We start from the raw sequence: 17,831 nt of genomic DNA, 5'->3' as shown, positions 1-17,831 counted from the left end.
GGGGCCCGCGTGCGACACCAAGGTGGGGGACATGTTCGTCGCATGGAGAGATCTACGGTTCGCCAAGGGCCGCTTCGCCCTCATGGGCTCGGTCGTACTGCTGATCACGCTGCTGGTCGGCCTGCTGTCGGGACTCACCTCCGGACTCGCCCGGGAGAACGTCTCGGCCGTCACCGGCCTGCCCGCCTCGCACCTGGCCTTCGCCGCGCCCGCCGGGGACCAGAAGGTCTCCTTCACCCAGTCCCAGCTGCCCGAGGCAGCCTGGAAGACCTGGCGGGCGCGGCCGGGCGTCGGGGCCGCCCAGCCGCTCGGCATCCGCACCGTCAACGCCGCCGCGGGCGGGCGCACCGCCGCCGTCTCCGCCTTCGGCGTCGAGCCGGACGGCCGGCTCGCTCCGGCCGGGACGGGGCTCGGTCCGGGCCGGGCGGTCCTCACCGAGAAGGCGGCCAAGGAGCTCGGCGGGCTCACCGCCGGGGCCCGGGTCCGGATCGGGACGCAGGAGCTGACCGTCGCCGCCGTCTCGGGCACGGCCGCCTACAGCCACACCCCGGTCGTCTGGACGGACCTGGCCGACTGGCAGCGCGTCGGCGGTCCCGCCGCCTCCCCGGACACCACCGCCACGGTCGTCGCCCTCGAAGGCTCCGGGGGCACGGACTGGGCGGCCGGCGACGCGGCGGCCGGCACGAAGACCCTGACCGTCGACGAGGCCCTGGGCGCCATAGGGTCCTACCAGGCCGAGAACGGCTCGCTCCAGCTGATGCGCGGCTTCCTGTTCGCCATCTCCGCCCTGGTCATAGGGGCCTTCTTCACCGTCTGGACCATCCAGCGCAGCGGTGACGTCGCGGTCCTGAAGGCACTGGGCGCCTCCACCCCGTACCTGCTCAAGGACGCCCTCGGCCAGGCCGTGGTGATGCTGGCGATCGGCACCGGGGCCGGTACCGCGCTCGCGGCCGCCATCGGCGCCCTGATCAGCGGCGGTGACGTGCCCTTCGTCCTGGACGCCGCCACCGTGCTGGCCCCCGCCGCGATCATGATCGTGCTCGGCGTGCTGGGCGCGGCCCTGTCCATCCGGCGGATCACCGCCGTCGACCCGCTGACCGCCCTGGGGAGCGCCCGATGACCCTGCTCGTTGACGACGTGACGCTGACCTACCCCGACGGGGACGGCCGTCTCACCGCGCTCGACGCGGTGTCCCTGGAGGTGCCGGCGGGCTCCCTGACCGCGATCGTGGGGCCCTCCGGCTCCGGGAAGTCCAGCCTCCTGGCGGTGGCGGCCACCCTGGTCACCCCGGACTCCGGCCGGGTCGTGGTGGCCGGCCGGGACACCAGCCGGCTCGGGCCCGCCGGGAAGTCGGCGCTGCGCCGGGAGCGGATCGGCATCGTCTTCCAGCAGCCGAACCTGCTGGCCTCGCTGACGGCCGCCGAGCAGCTCCAGGTGATGGCCCACGTGTCGGGCCGCCCCTCCCGGCAGCTTCGCCGCCGCGCCCTGGAGCTGCTGGACGCGGTGGGCCTGGCCGACAAGGCCGGCAAGCGCCCGCACGAGCTGTCCGGCGGCCAGCGCCAGCGCGTGAACATCGCCCGGGCCCTGATGAACGAGCCGGCCGTGCTGCTGGTGGACGAGCCGACCAGTGCCCTGGACCACGAGCGGGGCGCGGCGGTCCTGGACCTGCTGGTCACCCTCACCCGGGAGCGGGGCACCGCCACGGTGCTGGTCACCCACGACCACGCCCACCTGGAGCGCATGGACCGTACGGCGACCATGGCCGACGGCCGCCTCACCCCCGGCGCCCCGGCCGCCGCCGAGCCGCCGTCCGCCTCGCTCCCGGCGGCTTGAGCCCACCCGCGGCCCGCACGCGCGGGAGCCCCGGCACCCCCACAGGGGGAGGGTGCCGGGGCTCCCGTCACACGGCTTAGGCGGGGGTCTGGCTCTGCAGGGCCACCGACAGTTCGGCGGCGACCCCCTGGAGGATCGGTACGAAGGACTCGGCCACGGCCTGCGTCACCCGGCCGGCCGGGCCGGAGATGGAGATCGCGGCGGCGGTCGGCGAGTCGGGCACCGAAACGGCCAGGCAGCGGACTCCTATTTCCTGCTCGTTGTCGTCGACGGCGTAGCCCACGCGGCGGACCTGTTCCAGGGCCTCCAGGAAGCCCTCGGGGGTGGTGATGGTCTTCTCGGTCGCGGCGGGCATCCCCGTGCGGGCCAGCAGGGCGCGGACCTCGTCGGCCGGGGTGTGCGCCAGCAGGGCCTTGCCCACGCCGGTGGAGTGGGGCAGGACGCGGCGGCCGACCTCGGTGAACATGCGCATGGAGTGCTTGGACGGCACCTGGGCGACGTAGACGATCTCGTCGCCGTCGAGCAGGGCCATGTTCGCGGTCTCCCCGGTCTCCTCGACCAGGCGGGCGAGGTAGGGGCGGGCCCAGGTGCCCAGCAGCCGCGACGCGGACTCGCCGAGGCGGATGAGGCGCGGTCCGAGGGAGTACCGTCGGTTGGGCTGCTGCCGGACGTACCCGCAGGCGACGAGGGTGCGCATCAGGCGGTGGATGGTCGGCAGCGGCAGGCCGCTGGCGGCCGAGAGTTCACTGAGGCCGACCTCGCCACCCGCATCGGCCATGCGTTCGAGCAGATCGAAGGCGCGCTCGAGGGACTGGACGCCACCGCCGCCGGCGGTGGGCTTGGCGGAAGCGTCGGTGGTGCTGGCGCTGGACGTCGGCACGGCGCGGTCCTTTCGGTGCTGGCAGGCAAGGAAGCAGCCTACCGGTCGGTCGACGTCGGCCCTAGAGCCGGGCCCTCGCCGTCCTCGCCGGTCAGAGGTGGTTTGTCCTGGTGGTGGACGTCCTCGGGAAGTTACCCGCCCGCTCCCAGGTGGCGGTAGCTACATTCTGGATAGTGAAATCCTAATTCCATCCTGTGGAAACATCCAATCGCGGTGAGAACGTGTCAGCAGTCCCTCCGGGCGCTCTTGACTGGCCCCGCATCGGGGTGAAGACTCCGTCAACAGAACGTTGAATTTCGCTCTGTGGAAGTAGATGGGGAGGTTCCGGTGGCCGACGTGGCAGTGGAACTGGTACTGCGCTCGACGCGCGTCATCACCCCCGAGGGGACGCGCGCCGCCTCGGTGGCCGTCGCCGGCGGGAAGATTACGGCCGTGCTGGCGCACGACGCCGGGGTACCGGTCGGAGCCCGGCTGGAGGACTTCGGTGACGACGTCCTGCTCCCCGGCCTGGTGGACACCCACGTCCACGTGAACGACCCGGGCCGCACCGAGTGGGAGGGCTTCTGGACGGCCACCCGCGCCGCCGCGGCCGGCGGTATCACCACCATCGTCGACATGCCCCTGAACTCCCTGCCGCCGACCACCACGGTCGACAACCTCCGCGTCAAGCAGGAGGTCGCCCGCTCCAAGGCGCACGTGGACGTCGGCTTCTGGGGCGGCGCCCTGCCGGACAACGTCAAGGACCTGAAGCCGCTGCACGACGCCGGCGTCTACGGCTTCAAGTGCTTCCTGTCGCCCTCCGGCGTGGACGAGTTCCCCCTGCTGGACCAGGAGCAGCTGGCCACCTCGCTCGCCGAGATCACCGGTTTCGGCGGCCTGCTGATCGTGCACGCCGAGGACCCGCACCACCTGGAGTCCGCCCCGCAGAAGCCGGGCCCCAAGTACGCCGACTTCCTGGCCTCCCGCCCGCAGGACGCCGAGAACACCGCGATCCAGAACCTGATCGACCAGGCGAGGCGGCTGAACGCCCGCGTGCACGTCCTGCACCTGTCCTCCGCCTCCGCGCTGCCGCTGATCGCCGCGGCCAAGGCCGAGGGCGTGCAGATCACCGTCGAGTCCTGCCCGCACTTCCTCACCCTCACCGCCGAGGAAGTCCCGGACGGCGCGACCGAGTTCAAGTGCTGCCCGCCCATCCGCGAGGCCGCGAACCAGGACGTCCTCTGGGACGCGCTCGCCGACGGCACCATCGACTGCATCGTCTCCGACCACTCGCCCTCCACCGCGGACCTGAAGACCGGCGACTTCGCCACCGCGTGGGGCGGCATCTCCTCCCTCCAGCTGGGCCTTCCCGCCATCTGGACCGAGGCGCGCAAGCGCGGCCGCACTCTCGAAGAGGTCGTGCGCTGGATGTCCACCGCCCCCGCCGCGCTGGCGGGCCTGGCGCAGAAGGGGGCCATCGAGGCCGGCCGTGACGCCGACTTCGCCGTCCTGGCCCCCGAAGAGACCTTCACCGTGGACCCGGCCGAGCTGCACCACCGCAACCAGGTCACGGCGTACGCGGGCAGGACCCTGCACGGCGTCGTGAAGTCCACCTGGCTGCGCGGCACGCAGATCGCCGACCACGGTACCCCGACCGAGCCCACGGGCCTCCTCCTCGAAAGGCAGAACTGACAGTGGCGATTCCCTCCTTCACCGGTAACGCGAACCCGTACGGGGGCGGCGACCCGTACGCGGACTACCGCACCGCGGAGTTCCCCTTCACCCAGTACGCGAACCTCGCCGCCCGAGAGCTGGGCGCCGGTGTCATCGCCGCCAACGACGAGTTCTTCGCCGAGCGCGAGAACCTGCTGATCGCCGAGGCCGGCCACTTCGACCCCGAGCACTTCGGGCACAAGGGCAAGGTCATGGACGGCTGGGAGACCCGCCGCCGCCGCGGCGTGTCCGCCGAGCAGCCCTGGCCGACCGCCGCGGACCACGACTACGCCCTGATCCGCCTCGGCGCCCCCGGCGTCATCCGCGGCATCGTCGTCGACACCGCCCACTTCCGCGGCAACATGCCGCAGGCCGTGTCCATCCAGGGCGCGTCCGTCGAGGGCTCCCCGACCGAGGCGGAGCTGCTCTCCGACGACGTCAAGTGGACGACCCTCGTCGAGCGCACCCCCGTCGGCGGCCACGCGGCCAACGGCTTCGAGGTCGACGTCGAGCAGCGCTTCACGCACCTGCGCCTGAACCAGCACCCGGACGGCGGCATCGCCCGTCTGCGCGTCTACGGCGAGGTACGCCCCGACCCGAAGTGGCTCGCCGTGCTGGGCACCTTCGACGTCGTCGCCCTGGAGAACGGCGGCTCGGTGGAGGACGCGTCCAACCGCTTCTACTCCCCGCCGACCAACACCATCAACCCGGGCCGCTCCCGCAAGATGGACGACGGCTGGGAGACCGCCCGCCGCCGCGACAACGGCAACGACTGGATCCGCTACCAGCTCGTCGCCGAGTCCGAGATCCGCGCCGTGGAGATCGACACCGCCTACCTCAAGGGCAACTCGGCCGGCTGGGCCTCGCTGTCGATCAAGACGGGCGAGGAGGGCGAGTGGACGGAGTTCCTGCCGCGCACCCGCCTGCAGCCCGACACCAACCACCGCTTCGTGCTGGACGCCCCGGCGGTCGGCACCCACGTACGGATCGACATCTTCCCGGACGGCGGCTTCTCCCGCCTGCGCCTGTTCGGTTCCCTGACGGAGGCCGGCGCGGCCGCGCACGCCGCCCGCCACCAGGAGCTGGGCGGCTGACCCGCCCCGCCCCGTGACCCGCCCCGGGGGCCGACACCCCCGGGGCCCGGGCACAGCCCTGTGGGGGCGCACCGCGTACGCGGTGCGCCCCCACAGGCGTTCCCTCAGGCGGCGTGGCCGCCGTCCACCGAGAACTCCGCCCCCGTGACGTACGCGGAGTCCGGCCCGGCGAGGAAGGACACCATGGCGGCCACCTCCTCGGGGGTGCCGTAGCGTCCGAGCGCCGTCAGTGAGCGCTGCGCGTCCGCGTAGGGGCCGTCGGCCGGGTTCATGTCCGTGTCCGTCGGGCCCGGGTGGACCAGGTTGGCGGTGATGCCGCGCCCGCCCAGCTCCCGGGCGAGCGCCTTCGTCAGGCCCGTCATGGCCGCCTTGCTCATCGCGTACAGCGTGCCGCCCGGGCCGGGGACCCGGCCCGTCATGCAGCTGCCGATGGTGACGATCCGTCCGCCGGAGCCCAGGTGCGCCGCCGCGGCCTGTGCGGCCAGGAAGGCGCCCCGGACGTTGACGCCGAGGACCAGGTCCACCTCGGCGGGGCCGAGCGTGTCGAGCGGGCCGACCACCCCGACGCCGGCGTTGTTGACGAGGACGTCGAGCCGCCCCAGCGCCCGTACGGCCTCCTCCACCGCCGTCCGCGGGCCGTCGGCGGCGCCCGCGTCGGCCCGTACCGCCAGGCCCCTGCGGCCCAGCGCCTCGATCTTCCCGACGACCTCGGCGGCCGCCCCGGCGCCGTTGACGTAGGTGAGCGCGACGTCGAAGCCGTCCTCGGCCAGCCGCAGCGCGGTGGCCGCTCCGATGCCCCGGCTGCCGCCCGTCACCAGGGCCACCGTGTTGCCGTTCATGTCGTTCCTCCCCGATCCGTTCCCTGCATTTGGTTGCGGGTTCAATGAAATACGGGGGAGGCCGACGGCGCTGGCGGGAATCCGACCCGGCGTTCACGCGCGCCGCACCGATGAGTGCGGGCACCGGCGGGAGTCTGAGGAGGAGAAGCAGACGACACAAGGAGCGCCGCGCCATGGGCAAGCTGACCCTGACCACCTTCCTGACCCTCGACGGAGTGATGCAGGCCCCCGGCGGCCCCGACGAGGACCGCAGCGGCGGGTTCGCGTACGGCGGGTGGCTCGTGCCGTTCGCCGACGAGGGCATGGGGGAGTTCGTGAACGAGCTCTTCGGCCGGGCCGAGGCCTTCCTCCTCGGCCGCCGGACGTACGAGATCTTCGCCTCGTACTGGCCGCTCCACGACGACCCGGCCGACCCCGTCCCGAACAAGCTCAACCGACTGCCGAAGTACGTCGCCTCCACCACCCTCAAGGACCCCGAGTGGGGACCGGCCGCCGTGGTGGACGGGGAGCACCTCCAGTCGGAGATCGTCCGGATCAAGGACGGCATGGACGGGGAGCTCCAGGTGCACGGCAGCGGACAGCTCGCCCAGTGGCTGCTCGCGCGCGACCTCGTCGAGGAGCTCAACCTGCTGGTCTTCCCCGTCTTCCTCGGCGCGGGACGCCGGCTCTTCCCCACCGGCGGCCTGCCCACGGCCTTCGAGCTGACCGCCTCCCGCACCACCGGCAGCGGAACCGCCATCCACACCTACCGCCCCACCGGCCGCGCCTCCTTCGGCACCTTCGCGGACTGAGCGGGGGAGGGGGCTCCGCGGGTGCCCCGGTTAACCGGTCGACCGGGAAGATCCACTCGGTTACCGTGGGCCCGCACCCGTGCGAGCCGCCGACGTCTCCACGCCCTCCACCCGTCGGAGCCGCCCGGTGACCACCCTCACCGCCCCCGCCCCCGCCCTCGCCCCCCGCCGGGCCTGGCTCGCGGACCTGCCCGTCCTGCTGGTCGCCGTCGTCTGGGGCGGCAGCTACCTCGCCGCCAAGGGGATCACCACCGCGCACACCGTGATCGCGGTCCTCGTGCTGCGCTTCGCGCTCGTGCTCCCGGTGCTGGTCCTCGCCGGACGCCGGCGGCTGCGCGCGCTGGGCCCCGCCCAGCTGCGCGGCGCGGCGGTGCTGGGCCTCGTACTCGGCGGGATCTTCCTGCTGGAGACCTACGGGGTGGTGCACACCTCCGCCACCAACGCCGGTCTGATCATCAGCCTCACCATGATCTTCACGCCGCTCGCCGAGTCCGCCGTGCGCCGCAGGAAGCCCTCGGCCGCCTTCCTCGGGGCCGCGGCCGTCTCGGTGGCCGGTGTCGTGCTGCTCACCCAGGGCGCCGGCTTCACCGCACCCGGCCCCGGCGACCTGCTGATCCTCGGCGCGGCCCTGGCCCGCACCCTGCACGTCCTGCTGATGGCGCGGATCAAGGCCGTCCAGGACGCCGACCCGCTCTCCCTCACCACCGTCCAGCTGGGCGCGGCCGTACTGGTCTTCGCCCTGCTCGCGGCCGTCCCCGGGACCGGCGACCGGCCCTGGACGGCCGCCGCGGACTTCGGCCCCGCCCAATGGGCCGGACTCGCCTTCCTCTCCGTCTTCTGCACGCTGTTCGCCTTCTTCGTGCAGATGTGGGCCGTACGCCGCACCTCCCCGTCCCGCGTCAGCCTGCTGCTGGGCACCGAACCGCTGTGGGCGGCCGCCGCCGGCATCGCCATCGGCGGCGAGCACCTCGGCCCGGCCGGACTCGCCGGAGCCGCGCTGGTCCTGGCCGGCACCGCCTGGGGACGCCGCGCGGCGCGCTGACCGCCCCGCCCCCGCCGGCCGCGATTGGCCGGTAAACGGCTCCTGCGGGCTTGATCAGCCCGCCTACTGTGGCCCGCATGTCCGCCGGCGCCCGCACCCTACAGGTCCGGGAGTTCCTCCAGCCGTACGGGCCGGCGCTCCCGCCGGGAGCGTTCGCAGGCCTCGGCCACCCGGAACGCGGCGAGCGCCTGGAACCCGTCGCACGGGTTGTCCCCCTCGCCGCGCACCAGCCGTACGAACGCCGCCAGCTCGGCCTCGTAGGCGGGGGCGAACCGCTCCAGGAACCCGGACCACGGATTGCCGGCCGGGGGCGGGCCGTGCGGCTCCGTCGAGGCGATCGGGGTCCGGTCGTCGAGCCCGCAGGAGACCTGGTCCAGCTCCCCGGCCAGCTCCATCCGCACGTCGTACCCGGCGCCGTTGCAGCGGGTCCCGGTGCTGGTGACCAGCGTCCCGTCGTCCAGTGTGAGCACGGCGGCGGCCGTGTCGACGTCCCCCGCCTCCCGGAACCGGGCCGGCCCCCTGTCGGAACCGGTCGCGTACACGTCGGCGACCTCGCGCCCGGTCACCCAGCGGACCATGTCGAAGTCGTGCACCAGGCAGTCCCGGTACAGGCCCCCGGAGGCCGCCAGGTACTCGGCCGGCGGCGGCGCCGGGTCGGCCGTCATCGTGCGCACCGTGTGCAGCCGTCCCAGGGCACCCGAACGGACCAGTTCGCGGGCGGTCCGGCAGCCCGCGTCGAAGCGCCGCATGAAACCGACCTGGAGCAGCCCCCGGGCCGCCCCCACCTCGCGCAGCACGGCCAGGGTCCGGGCCAGGTCGGGGGCCACCGGCTTCTCGCAGAACACCGGCAGCCCGCCGCGCACCGCCCGGACCACCAGGTCGGCGTGGCCCTCCGTCGCGCAGGCCACCACCACGGCGTCCACGCCCCAGGTGAAGACCTGGTCGACCGTCGGGGCGGCGGTCGCCCCCAGCCGGTCCGCGAGCCGCGCGGCCCGCCCGGGATCGGCGTCGGCCAGCAGCAGCGAGCCGGCGTCCGGGTGGCGGGCCAGTGCGGCCGCGTGGAAGGAGCCGATCCGGCCCGTTCCGATCAGCCCGATGCGCATGCACTCAACGTGGCCCCGTACGGGGGACCTGTCAATCTGCCCGCGCATGCCCCGATGACCCTTCATGGTCCACTGTGGCGGATACTGGGCGGCTGAAACCGTAATGACCGATTGATGACGGACGAGGGAAGGGCACGGGGACGTGGCTAGGGTTCGGACAGGGGTACGCGTCGTCGGCGCCGTGCTCGCGGCGGTACTGGGGGCCTCCCTCACGGGCTGCAGCAGCACGGGCGGCAAGCGCGCCGAGGAGCGGGCGAAGGCCGCGGAGGCGGGCCGGCCCGCCGTGTCCACGCCGCGCTGGACCTTCGCGATGATCACCCACGCGGGCGACGGCGACACCTTCTGGGACATCGTGCAGAAGGGCGCCAAGGAGGCCTCCGCGAAGGACAACATCAACTTCGTCTACTCCCACGACGACCAGGCGCAGCAGCAGGCCCAGTTCGTGCAGAACGCCATCGACCAGAAGGTCGACGGGATCATCGTCAGCCTCGCGAAGCCCGAGGCCCTCAAGGACGTCATCGCCAAGGCCGTCAAGGCCGGCATCCCGGTGGTCACGGTCAACTCCGGCTCCGCCCAGTCCGCCGCGTACGGGGCGCTCACCCACATCGGGCAGGACGAGGAGATCGCCGGCGAGGCCGTCGGCACCGAGCTGACCAGGCGCGGGAAGAAGAAGGCCGTCTGCGTCCTGCACGAGCAGGGCAACGTGGGCCACGAGCAGCGCTGCGCCGGGGCGAAGAAGACCTTCGGCGGCAGCATGGAGAACCTGTACGTCGAGGGCACCAACATGCCCTCCGTGCAGGCCGCCGTCCAGGCCAAGCTCCAGGCGGACCCCTCCGTCGACTCCATCGTGACCCTCGGCGCGCCCTTCGCCCCCACGGCCGTCAAGGCCAAGGACGCGGCGGGCAGCAAGGCCGAGGTGGACACCTTCGACCTGAACGAGTCCGTCGCCCGGGACCTCAAGTCCGGGGCGCTGGGCTTCGCCGTGGACCAGCAGCCCTACCTGCAGGGCTACCAGGCCGTGGACCTGCTGTGGCTCTACCGCTACAACGCGGACGTGCTCGGCGGCGGCCGCCCGGTGCTGACCGGCCCGCAGATCGTCACCGCGGCCGAGGCGGCCAAGCTGGAGGAGTACATCAAGCGGGGCAGCCGATGAGCGCCGCCGCCCCCGCGGCCGACGAACGGCTCGCGCCCACCTCGTACGTCCGGCGGCTGCTGGGCCGGCCCGAGCTGGGCGCGGTCGTCGGCGCCGCCGCCGTCTTCGTCTTCTTCTGCTTCGCCGCCGACAGCTTCCTGAAGCCCTCCAGCCTGAGCACGGTCCTGTACTCGGCCTCCACCATCGGCATCATGGCGGTTCCGGTCGCCCTGCTGATGATCGGCGGCGAGTTCGACCTCTCCGCCGGCGTCATGGTGACCACGTCGGCGCTGTTCAGCTCGATGTTCAGCTACCAGATGACCGCCAACGTCTGGGTCGGCGTCCTCGTCTCCCTGCTGGTCACGCTGGCCATCGGCTTCTTCAACGGGTTCATGCTGACCCGCACGAAACTGCCGAGCTTCATCATCACGCTCGGCACCTTCCTGATGCTGACCGGCCTGAACCTCGGCTTCACCAAGCTGATCAGCGGCTCGGTGTCCACCAAGACGATCGCCGACATGGAGGGCTTCTCCTCGGCGCGGGCCCTGTTCGCCTCGCAGTGGAACGTCGGCTCGGTCACCCTCAAGGTCACCATCCTGTGGTGGCTGGTGCTGGTCGCCGTCGCCACCTGGATCCTGCTGCGCACCCGCGCCGGGAACTGGATCTTCGCCGTCGGCGGCGGTGCCGACGCGGCCCGCGCCACCGGCGTCCCGGTGGTCAAGACCCGGATCGGCCTCTACATGGGGGTCGCGCTGTGCGCCTGGATCTCCGGGCAGCACATCCTCTTCTCGTTCGACGTGGTCCAGTCCGGCGAGGGCGTCGGCAACGAGTTCCTCTACATCATCGCGGCCGTCATCGGCGGCTGTCTGATGACCGGCGGCTACGGCTCCGCGATCGGCTCGGCCGTCGGCGCTTTCATCTTCGGCATGACCAGCAACGGCATCGTCTACGCGCAGTGGAACCCCGACTGGTTCAAGTTCTTCCTGGGCGCCATGCTGCTGCTCGCCACGCTGCTGAACGCATGGGTCCGCAAGCGGGCGGAGGCGCGGGCATGAGCACGCCACTGGTGAAGCTGACGGACGTCAGCAAGTACTACGGGAACATCCGCGCCCTGCACGGCGTGTCCCTGGAGGTCTCGGCGGGCGAGATCACCTGCGTGCTCGGCGACAACGGCGCCGGCAAGTCCACCCTCATCAAGATCATCGCGGGGCTGCACCGGCACGACGCCGGCAGTTTCGAGATCGAGGGGGCCGAGACCGAGCTCGCCAACCCGCGCGCCGCCCTCGACCACGGCATCGCCACCGTCTACCAGGACCTGGCCGTCGTCCCCCTCATGCCGGTGTGGCGCAACTTCTTCCTCGGCTCGGAACCGACGAAGGGCCGCGGCCCCTTCCGCCGCCTCGACGTCGACCTCATGCGCGAGACCACCCGCACCGAGCTGCTGCGCATGGGCATCGACCTGCGCGACGTCGACCAGCCCATCGGCACCCTCTCCGGCGGCGAGCGGCAGTGCGTGGCCATCGCCCGCGCCGTCCACTTCGGCGCGAAGGTCCTCGTCCTGGACGAGCCCACCGCCGCCCTCGGCGTCAAGCAGTCCGGCGTGGTCCTCAAGTACGTCGCCGCCGCCCGCGACGCGGGCCTCGGCGTGGTCCTCATCACCCACAACCCGCACCACGCGTACCTGGTCGGGGACCGCTTCGTGCTCCTCAAGCGGGGTGCCATGGCGGGCGGTCACACCCGCGACTCGATCACCCTGGACGAGCTCACCCGGCAGATGGCGGGCGGCTCGGAGCTGGAGGAGCTGAGCCACGAGCTGGAGCGGGTGGCAGAATCAGGGGCGACCACCCCATCCGATCCGGCCACCGACAGGGACGAAACGACTCGATGAGCACGTACCGGGACTTCACGCTCGCCCACCGGGGGGCGGCGCGGGGCACCGTCCTGCGGACCGTCGGGACCCGTGAGCGCCGCTCCCTGCGCACCGCCCCGCGCGTCCCGACCGTGGGCATCGACATCGGCGGCACCAAGGTCATGGCGGGCGTGGTCGACGCCGACGGGGTCATCCTGGAGAAGATCCGCACCGAGACCCCGGACAAGTCCAAGAGCCCCAAGGTCGTCGAGGACACCATCGTCGAGCTGGTGCTCGACCTGTCCGACCGGCACGACGTGCACGCCGTGGGCATCGGCGCCGCCGGGTGGGTCGACGCGGACCGCTCCCGCGTCCTGTTCGCCCCGCACCTGGCGTGGCGCGACGAGCCGCTGCGCGACGCCCTCCAGTCCCGGCTCGCGGTCCCGGTCATGGTCGACAACGACGCCAACACCGCCGCCTGGGCCGAATGGCGCTTCGGAGCCGGCCGCGGCGAGGACCACCTCGTCATGATCACCCTGGGCACCGGCATCGGCGGGGCCATCCTGGAGGACGGCCAGGTCAAGCGCGGCCGCTTCGGGGTGGCCGGCGAGTTCGGCCACATGCAGGTCGTCCCCGGCGGACACCGCTGCCCCTGCGGCAACCGCGGCTGCTGGGAGCAGTACAGCTCCGGCAACGCCCTGGTCCGCGAGGCCCGCGAGCTGGCCGCCGCCGACTCCCCGGTGGCGTACAACATCATCGCCAGGGTCGGCGGCAACGTCCAGGAGATCACCGGCCCCCTCATCACCGAGCTGGCCCGCGAGGGCGACGCCATGTGCGTCGAGCTCCTCCAGGACATCGGCCAGTGGCTCGGCGTCGGCATCGCCAACCTCGCCGCAGCCCTCGACCCGTCCTGCTTCGTCATCGGCGGCGGCGTCAGCGCCGCCGACGACCTGCTGATCGGCCCCGCCCGGGACGCCTTCCGCCGCCACCTCACCGGCCGCGGCTACCGCCCCGAGGCCCGCATCGCCAAGGCCCAGCTGGGCCCCGAGGCCGGCATGGTCGGCGCCGCCGACCTCGCCCGCCTCGTCGCCCGCCGCTTCCGCCGCGCCACCCGCCGGCGCGTCGAGCGGCACGAGCGCTACGCGCAGCTGGGCCGGCGCGGCGCTACGGCCCCCACGGACCCCAAGGATCAGGAACAGCAGTGACCCCGCCCTCCCTGCCCCGCCAGGCCTCCTCGCCCGAAGCGGGCGGTACGCAGCCGCCCACCGCCGAGGAGCGCGAGGACCGCCGGCACACCGTACGGCGCCGCTGGGTCACCGCGATCATCATCGTCCTGCTCATCGGGGTCCCGGCGGGGTACCTGTTCGTCTCGGCGCAGCAGAGCCGCCAGAGCGGCCGGGACAAGGCCGCCCGGGTGGGCGCGGTCAAGGTGCGCACCGACTGGCCCTCCAAGGTGCAGCGCAGCATCTACGAGGTGCCGATCCCGCTGATGGCCTCCCACGTCGGCTACCTGGAGACCAACAACTGGCACACCAGCCGGCTGTACGTGCAGTTCCAGGTGACCCCCGCGGAGCTGGACACCTTCCTGGCCGGAGTGGGCACCAGCAGGGACGCCCTGACCGCCGGGGTGTCGGTCTCCGAGCGCGACGCCAAGGTGGCCGGCTGGAGCTGGAGCCCGAAGCACCAGTGGTCCGGGGTCACCGTGGAGGCCGGGGACCCGCGTCCCACGCGCGACGTCACCGTCGACTTCACCAACCCGTCGGCCCCCCGCGTCTACGTGGTCTCCACCACCGTGCCGTAGGCCCGCCACGGCCTATGGTGGGATCATGAAGCTCACCAAACGGCTGCACTCCTGCGTCCAGTTGGAGAAGGACGGGCGCGTGCTCGTCATCGACCCGGGCGCCTTCAGCGAACCGGACGCGGGCCTCGGGGCGGACGTCCTGCTGGTCACCCACGAGCACCCCGACCACTTCGACGAGGGCCGGCTGCGCGCGGCGCTCGACGCCAACCCGGCCGCCGCCCTGTGGACCCTGAGCAGCGTGGCGGACCGGATGGCCGCCGCCTACCCGGGCCGGGTGCACACGGTGGGCCACGGCGACGCCTTCACCGCCGCCGGCTTCGAGGTCCAGGTCCACGGCGAGCTGCACGCCGTGATCCACCCGGACATCCCGCGGGTCACGAACGTCGGCTACCTCGTGGAGGGCTCCCTCTTCCACCCCGGGGACGCGCTGACCGTGCCCGGCGTCCCGGTCCAGACGCTGATGCTGCCGGTCCACGCGCCGTGGAACAAGGTCGCCGAGGTGATCGACTACGTCCGCGAGGTCAAGCCGGCCCGGGCCATCGACATCCACGACGCCTACCTCGCCGACATCGCCCGGCCGATCTACGACATGGCCCTGGACACCTTCGGCGGCGCCCCGCACAGCCGCCTCGGCGCAGGTGAGAGCGCCGCGCTCTGACTGTCGGTGCCGGGCGGTAGGTTGGTGTACATGCGTATCGCCACGTACAACGTCAACTCGATCACCGCCCGGCTGCCGCGCCTGCTGGCCTGGCTGGAGAGCTCCGGCACGGATGTGCTGTGCGTCCAGGAGACCAAGTGCTCCGCGGAGCAGTTCCCCGCCGCCGAGCTGCGCGAGCTGGGCTACGAGTCGGTCGTCAACGCCACCGGCCGGTGGAACGGCGTGGCCCTGCTCTCCCGCGTCGGGCTGGAGGACGTCGTCGTGGGGCTGCCCGGCGGCCCCGACTACGAGGGCGTCCAGGAGCCCCGCGCCATCTCCGCCACCTGCGGCGGGGTGCGCGTCTGGTCCGTGTACGTGCCCAACGGCCGCGAGGTCGAGCACGACCACTACGGCTACAAGCTGAACTGGTTCGGCGCCCTGGCCACCGCCATCGCCGAGGACGCGGCCGGCAGCCGCCCCTTCGCGGTCCTCGGCGACTTCAACGTGGCGCCGACCGACGAGGACGTGTACGACCCGGCCGTCTTCGAGGGCCTCACGCACGTCACCCCCGCCGAACGGGCCGCCCTGGAGGCCCTGCGCGCCGCCGGCCTGGCCGACGTCATGCCGCGCGCGCTCAAGTACGACCGCCCGTACACCTTCTGGGACTACCGCCAGCTCGCCTTCCCCAAGAACCGGGGCATGCGCATCGACCTGGTGTACGGGAACGAGCCCTTCGCCAAGGCCGTCAAGGACGCCTACGTGGACCGCGAGGAGCGCAAGGGGAAGGGCGCCTCCGACCACGCCCCGGTCGTCGTCGACCTGGACGTCTAGAAGACGGACGGATCGGGGCGCGCCCTGTGGCCAGCCGGGGATCCTGCTGCCACGCTGGTCGGTATGGACATCCCTTTCCTGGCGAACTGGCTGAACCGGAACGAAACGGAACAGGGTGCGGGGCTCGCCGCCACCCTCGGGGATGATCACGAGGACGTCGCCGAGCTGTTCTCGGAGTGCGAGATGCTGCGGTCGCAGGCGAGGGCGGCCGGACTGGAACTCGACGAGACCCCGGCCTCGTTGGAGGCCCTGGACCAGCTGATGCCGCGCTGGCGCCGGGACCCCGAGGCGGTGCCCTGGCTGGGCAACGACGCGGGCTTCTACCTCGGGACCGTGATCGTGCGCAGCCTCCCGGGGGCCGGCTGGCGGGTCTGGCCCAACGGCCGGCCGGTGATCCGGCTCGCGTCCGGGCGGGAGCTCAACGTGATCGAGTCGGGCCTGTCCTGGGCGATGACCGGCTCCCCCGAGCTGAGCCAGGCCTACGCCGAGGCCTCCGAGGGCTGAGCGGGGGGCCGGCGCGGGCCACTATAGGTCAATGTACTTTATGTACCTTTTTGGCGTGTCGGAGCGAAGTACCCCCGACGGCTGGATAGTTTGCGCTGACCTCGACACCGACAAGTGGGCAGGGCAGCGCATGGCCGTCGATCCGTTGATCGAGCTGCGGAACGTCAACAAGCACTACGGGAATCTGCACGTCCTCCAGGACATCAACCTCACCGTCGGCCGCGGGGAGGTGGTGGTGATCATCGGACCGTCCGGGTCCGGGAAGTCCACCCTCTGCCGGACGATCAACCGGCTGGAGACCATCGAGTCCGGCACGATCACCCTCGACGGCCACCCCCTGCCCGCCGAGGGCAGGGAGCTGGCGGGCCTGCGCGCCGAAGTCGGCATGGTCTTCCAGTCCTTCAACCTCTTCGCGCACAAGACCGTCCTGGCCAACGTCTCGCTCGCCCAGATCAAGGTGCGGGGACGCAGGAGGGAGGAGGCCGACAAGCGCTCCCGGGAGCTCCTGGACCGCGTCGGCCTCGCCAGTCAGGCGGACAAGTTCCCCGCCCAGCTCTCCGGCGGCCAGCAGCAGCGCGTGGCCATCGCCCGCGCCCTCGCCATGAACCCCAAGGCACTCCTCTTCGACGAGCCCACCTCCGCCCTCGACCCCGAGATGATCAACGAGGTGCTGGAGGTCATGCAGCAGCTCGCCCGCGACGGGATGACCATGGTCGTGGTCACCCACGAGATGGGCTTCGCCCGCTCCGCCGCGAACCGCGTCGTCTTCATGGCCGACGGCCGCGTCATCGAGGACCGCACCCCGGAGGCCTTCTTCACCGCCCCCGAGAGCGACCGGGCCCGGGACTTCCTCTCCAAGATCCTCAAGCACTGAGGGGCGGCCCGATGAAGCACACCCTGCGCGCACTCGCCCTGGCCGCGCTGATCCTCGCGGCCGCCGCCTGCGGCAAGTCGGGCAGCCCCCCGGTCAAGGGCCCCCAGCCCGAGGACCTGCCCGTCTACAAGGTCGACACCGGCTTCTCGCTGCCCGCCTCGCGCACCTGGGAGAAGGCGAGGAAGCGCGGCCGCCTCGTGGTCGGCGTCAAGGAGGACCAGCCGTACATGGGGGAGAAGGACCCCGCCAGCGGCCGCTACTCCGGCTTCGACATCGAGATCGCCAAGATGACGGCGGCCTCGCTCGGCTTCGACCCCAAGACCATCGAGTTCAAGACGATCGCCTCCGCCAACCGCGAGACCGCCCTGCAGAACGGCCAGATCGACTACTACGTGGGCACCTACACGATCAACGACAACCGCAAGAAGCAGGTCGGCTTCGCGGGCCCCTACTTCATGGCCGGCCAGTCCCTCCTCGTCCGCGGGAACGAGAAGGACATCAAGGGCCCCGAGGACCTCGCCGGGAAGAAGGTCTGCTCCGCCGCCGGCTCCACCCCCTACCAGCGGCTCCAGAAGGAGTACCCCAAGGCCGTGCTCGTCGCCTACGACACCTACTCGGCCTGCGTGGACAACCTGCTCTCCTACCAGGTCGACGCCGTCTCCACCGACGACTCCATCCTCCTCGGCTACGCCGCCAAGGCCCCCGAGGAGCTCAAGGTCGTCGGCGAGCCCTTCTCGAAGGAGCCCTACGGCATCGGCGTCCCCCGTGGCGACAACGCCCTGCGGCTCGCCCTCGACGACGCGCTGGAGGCCGACGAGAAGAACGGCGACTGGAAGAAGGCCTACGAGGCCACCCTCGGCCTCTCCGGCCGGCCCGCCCCCCAGCCGCCCGCCATCGACCGCTACCCGGCGGGCTGAAGGGAGAGCGCA

Annotated in this window: 19 protein-coding genes; 16 read left to right on the top strand and 3 right to left on the bottom strand. The window is 72.3% G+C overall.

The annotated features are described in order from the left end of the window. Window positions 1–31 precede the first annotated feature (31 nt). Both ABD973_RS05540 and ABD973_RS05535 read left to right on the top strand, forming a co-directional pair. Complete coding sequence (locus ABD973_RS05540; RefSeq protein ID WP_345498883.1) at window positions 32–1,120, top strand: ABC transporter permease; 1,089 nt, start codon at window positions 32–34, stop codon at window positions 1,118–1,120. Continuing rightward, window positions 1,117–1,833: an ABC transporter ATP-binding protein gene (locus ABD973_RS05535; protein WP_125823041.1), complete on the top strand. Its 717-nt coding sequence runs from the start codon at window positions 1,117–1,119 to the stop codon at window positions 1,831–1,833. Before ABD973_RS05540 ends, ABD973_RS05535 begins: the two co-directional genes overlap by 4 nt. Before the next feature lie 76 nt (window positions 1,834–1,909). On the opposite strand, the gene ABD973_RS05530 is transcribed toward ABD973_RS05535, so the two are convergent. Then, window positions 1,910–2,713, bottom strand: a complete 804-nt coding sequence (locus tag ABD973_RS05530) for an IclR family transcriptional regulator (protein ID WP_007267406.1) — start codon at window positions 2,711–2,713, stop codon at window positions 1,910–1,912. A gap of 336 nt (window positions 2,714–3,049) precedes the next feature. On the opposite strand from ABD973_RS05530, the gene allB reads away from it, so the two are divergent. Both allB and alc read left to right on the top strand, forming a co-directional pair. Further along, window positions 3,050–4,384, top strand: a complete 1,335-nt coding sequence (allB, locus tag ABD973_RS05525) for an allantoinase AllB (RefSeq protein ID WP_386382371.1) — start codon at window positions 3,050–3,052, stop codon at window positions 4,382–4,384. Window positions 4,385–4,386: 2 nt separating this feature from the next. Beyond that, window positions 4,387–5,499, top strand: coding sequence for an allantoicase (gene alc, locus ABD973_RS05520; protein WP_125823043.1), 1,113 nt, complete (start codon window positions 4,387–4,389; stop codon window positions 5,497–5,499). A gap of 104 nt (window positions 5,500–5,603) precedes the next feature. On the opposite strand, the gene ABD973_RS05515 is transcribed toward alc, so the two are convergent. Then, window positions 5,604–6,338, bottom strand: coding sequence for an SDR family NAD(P)-dependent oxidoreductase (locus ABD973_RS05515; RefSeq protein ID WP_345498877.1), 735 nt, complete (start codon window positions 6,336–6,338; stop codon window positions 5,604–5,606). 173 nt (window positions 6,339–6,511) lie between these two features. Between ABD973_RS05515 and ABD973_RS05510 the strand changes: the two genes are divergently transcribed. After that, window positions 6,512–7,129, top strand: coding sequence for a dihydrofolate reductase family protein (locus ABD973_RS05510; protein WP_125823045.1), 618 nt, complete (start codon window positions 6,512–6,514; stop codon window positions 7,127–7,129). A gap of 127 nt (window positions 7,130–7,256) precedes the next feature. After that, window positions 7,257–8,171 carry a DMT family transporter gene (locus ABD973_RS05505; protein ID WP_125823046.1) on the top strand — a complete coding sequence of 305 codons (915 nt, stop codon included), beginning with the start codon at window positions 7,257–7,259 and terminating at the stop codon, window positions 8,169–8,171. A gap of 98 nt (window positions 8,172–8,269) precedes the next feature. On the opposite strand, the gene ABD973_RS05500 is transcribed toward ABD973_RS05505, so the two are convergent. Beyond that, entirely contained in the window at window positions 8,270–9,274 is a 1,005-nt protein-coding gene (locus ABD973_RS05500; protein ID WP_125603903.1) for a Gfo/Idh/MocA family protein, read from the bottom strand. Window positions 9,275–9,416: 142 nt separating this feature from the next. On the opposite strand from ABD973_RS05500, the gene ABD973_RS05495 reads away from it, so the two are divergent. From ABD973_RS05495 to ABD973_RS05450, 10 genes are all read left to right on the top strand, one after another. After that, a complete protein-coding gene (locus tag ABD973_RS05495) occupies window positions 9,417–10,427 on the top strand; it encodes a sugar ABC transporter substrate-binding protein (protein ID WP_125603904.1) in 1,011 nt (336 codons plus the stop codon). Next, on the top strand, window positions 10,424–11,461 hold the full coding sequence (locus ABD973_RS05490) for an ABC transporter permease (protein ID WP_007267413.1): 1,038 nt from the start codon (window positions 10,424–10,426) through the stop codon (window positions 11,459–11,461). The genes ABD973_RS05495 and ABD973_RS05490 overlap by 4 nt, the downstream gene beginning before the upstream one ends. Then, on the top strand, window positions 11,458–12,294 hold the full coding sequence (locus tag ABD973_RS05485) for an ATP-binding cassette domain-containing protein (RefSeq protein ID WP_386382365.1): 837 nt from the start codon (window positions 11,458–11,460) through the stop codon (window positions 12,292–12,294). Before ABD973_RS05490 ends, ABD973_RS05485 begins: the two co-directional genes overlap by 4 nt. After that, window positions 12,291–13,460 (top strand): ROK family glucokinase, encoded by a 1,170-nt coding sequence (locus tag ABD973_RS05480; protein WP_125823047.1) that lies wholly within the window; start codon window positions 12,291–12,293, stop codon window positions 13,458–13,460. The genes ABD973_RS05485 and ABD973_RS05480 overlap by 4 nt, the downstream gene beginning before the upstream one ends. Continuing rightward, window positions 13,457–14,056: a hypothetical protein gene (locus ABD973_RS05475; RefSeq protein WP_125823048.1), complete on the top strand. Its 600-nt coding sequence runs from the start codon at window positions 13,457–13,459 to the stop codon at window positions 14,054–14,056. The genes ABD973_RS05480 and ABD973_RS05475 overlap by 4 nt, the downstream gene beginning before the upstream one ends. Before the next feature lie 25 nt (window positions 14,057–14,081). Continuing rightward, a complete protein-coding gene (locus tag ABD973_RS05470) occupies window positions 14,082–14,714 on the top strand; it encodes an MBL fold metallo-hydrolase (RefSeq protein WP_125823049.1) in 633 nt (210 codons plus the stop codon). A gap of 30 nt (window positions 14,715–14,744) precedes the next feature. Further along, window positions 14,745–15,524 (top strand): exodeoxyribonuclease III, encoded by a 780-nt coding sequence (locus ABD973_RS05465; protein WP_125823050.1) that lies wholly within the window; start codon window positions 14,745–14,747, stop codon window positions 15,522–15,524. A gap of 63 nt (window positions 15,525–15,587) precedes the next feature. Further along, window positions 15,588–16,028, top strand: a complete 441-nt coding sequence (locus ABD973_RS05460; RefSeq protein ID WP_125823051.1) for a DUF6278 family protein — start codon at window positions 15,588–15,590, stop codon at window positions 16,026–16,028. A 130-nt stretch (window positions 16,029–16,158) separates the two neighbouring features. Continuing rightward, window positions 16,159–16,902: an amino acid ABC transporter ATP-binding protein gene (locus ABD973_RS05455; protein ID WP_125824229.1), complete on the top strand. Its 744-nt coding sequence runs from the start codon at window positions 16,159–16,161 to the stop codon at window positions 16,900–16,902. Between the two features lie 11 nt (window positions 16,903–16,913). Continuing rightward, window positions 16,914–17,819, top strand: coding sequence for a glutamate ABC transporter substrate-binding protein (locus tag ABD973_RS05450; protein ID WP_125823052.1), 906 nt, complete (start codon window positions 16,914–16,916; stop codon window positions 17,817–17,819). Window positions 17,820–17,831: the final 12 nt, after the last annotated feature.

This window comes from Streptomyces racemochromogenes, from assembly GCF_039535215.1.
Taxonomy (GTDB): Bacteria; Actinomycetota; Actinomycetes; order Streptomycetales; family Streptomycetaceae; genus Streptomyces; species Streptomyces racemochromogenes.
Note: the sequence above shows the minus strand (reverse complement) of the source record. Positions and strands in the feature narration are given on the sequence as shown.

What these genes read in the sequence shown, in the direction of transcription:
- ABD973_RS05540 (WP_345498883.1), top strand. Translation starts at nt 32, where the DNA reads ATGTTCGTCGCATGGAGAGATCTACGGTTCGCCAAGGGCCGCTTCGCC.
- ABD973_RS05535 (WP_125823041.1), top strand. Translation starts at nt 1,117, where the DNA reads ATGACCCTGCTCGTTGACGACGTGACGCTGACCTACCCCGACGGGGAC.
- ABD973_RS05515 (WP_345498877.1), bottom strand. Translation starts at nt 6,338, where the DNA reads ATGAACGGCAACACGGTGGCCCTGGTGACGGGCGGCAGCCGGGGCATC.
- ABD973_RS05510 (WP_125823045.1), top strand. Translation starts at nt 6,512, where the DNA reads ATGGGCAAGCTGACCCTGACCACCTTCCTGACCCTCGACGGAGTGATG.
- ABD973_RS05500 (WP_125603903.1), bottom strand. Translation starts at nt 9,274, where the DNA reads ATGCGCATCGGGCTGATCGGAACGGGCCGGATCGGCTCCTTCCACGCG.
- ABD973_RS05490 (WP_007267413.1), top strand. Translation starts at nt 10,424, where the DNA reads ATGAGCGCCGCCGCCCCCGCGGCCGACGAACGGCTCGCGCCCACCTCG.
- ABD973_RS05485 (WP_386382365.1), top strand. Translation starts at nt 11,458, where the DNA reads ATGAGCACGCCACTGGTGAAGCTGACGGACGTCAGCAAGTACTACGGG.
- ABD973_RS05480 (WP_125823047.1), top strand. Translation starts at nt 12,291, where the DNA reads ATGAGCACGTACCGGGACTTCACGCTCGCCCACCGGGGGGCGGCGCGG.
- ABD973_RS05470 (WP_125823049.1), top strand. Translation starts at nt 14,082, where the DNA reads ATGAAGCTCACCAAACGGCTGCACTCCTGCGTCCAGTTGGAGAAGGAC.
- ABD973_RS05465 (WP_125823050.1), top strand. Translation starts at nt 14,745, where the DNA reads ATGCGTATCGCCACGTACAACGTCAACTCGATCACCGCCCGGCTGCCG.
- ABD973_RS05460 (WP_125823051.1), top strand. Translation starts at nt 15,588, where the DNA reads ATGGACATCCCTTTCCTGGCGAACTGGCTGAACCGGAACGAAACGGAA.
- ABD973_RS05455 (WP_125824229.1), top strand. Translation starts at nt 16,159, where the DNA reads ATGGCCGTCGATCCGTTGATCGAGCTGCGGAACGTCAACAAGCACTAC.
- ABD973_RS05450 (WP_125823052.1), top strand. Translation starts at nt 16,914, where the DNA reads ATGAAGCACACCCTGCGCGCACTCGCCCTGGCCGCGCTGATCCTCGCG.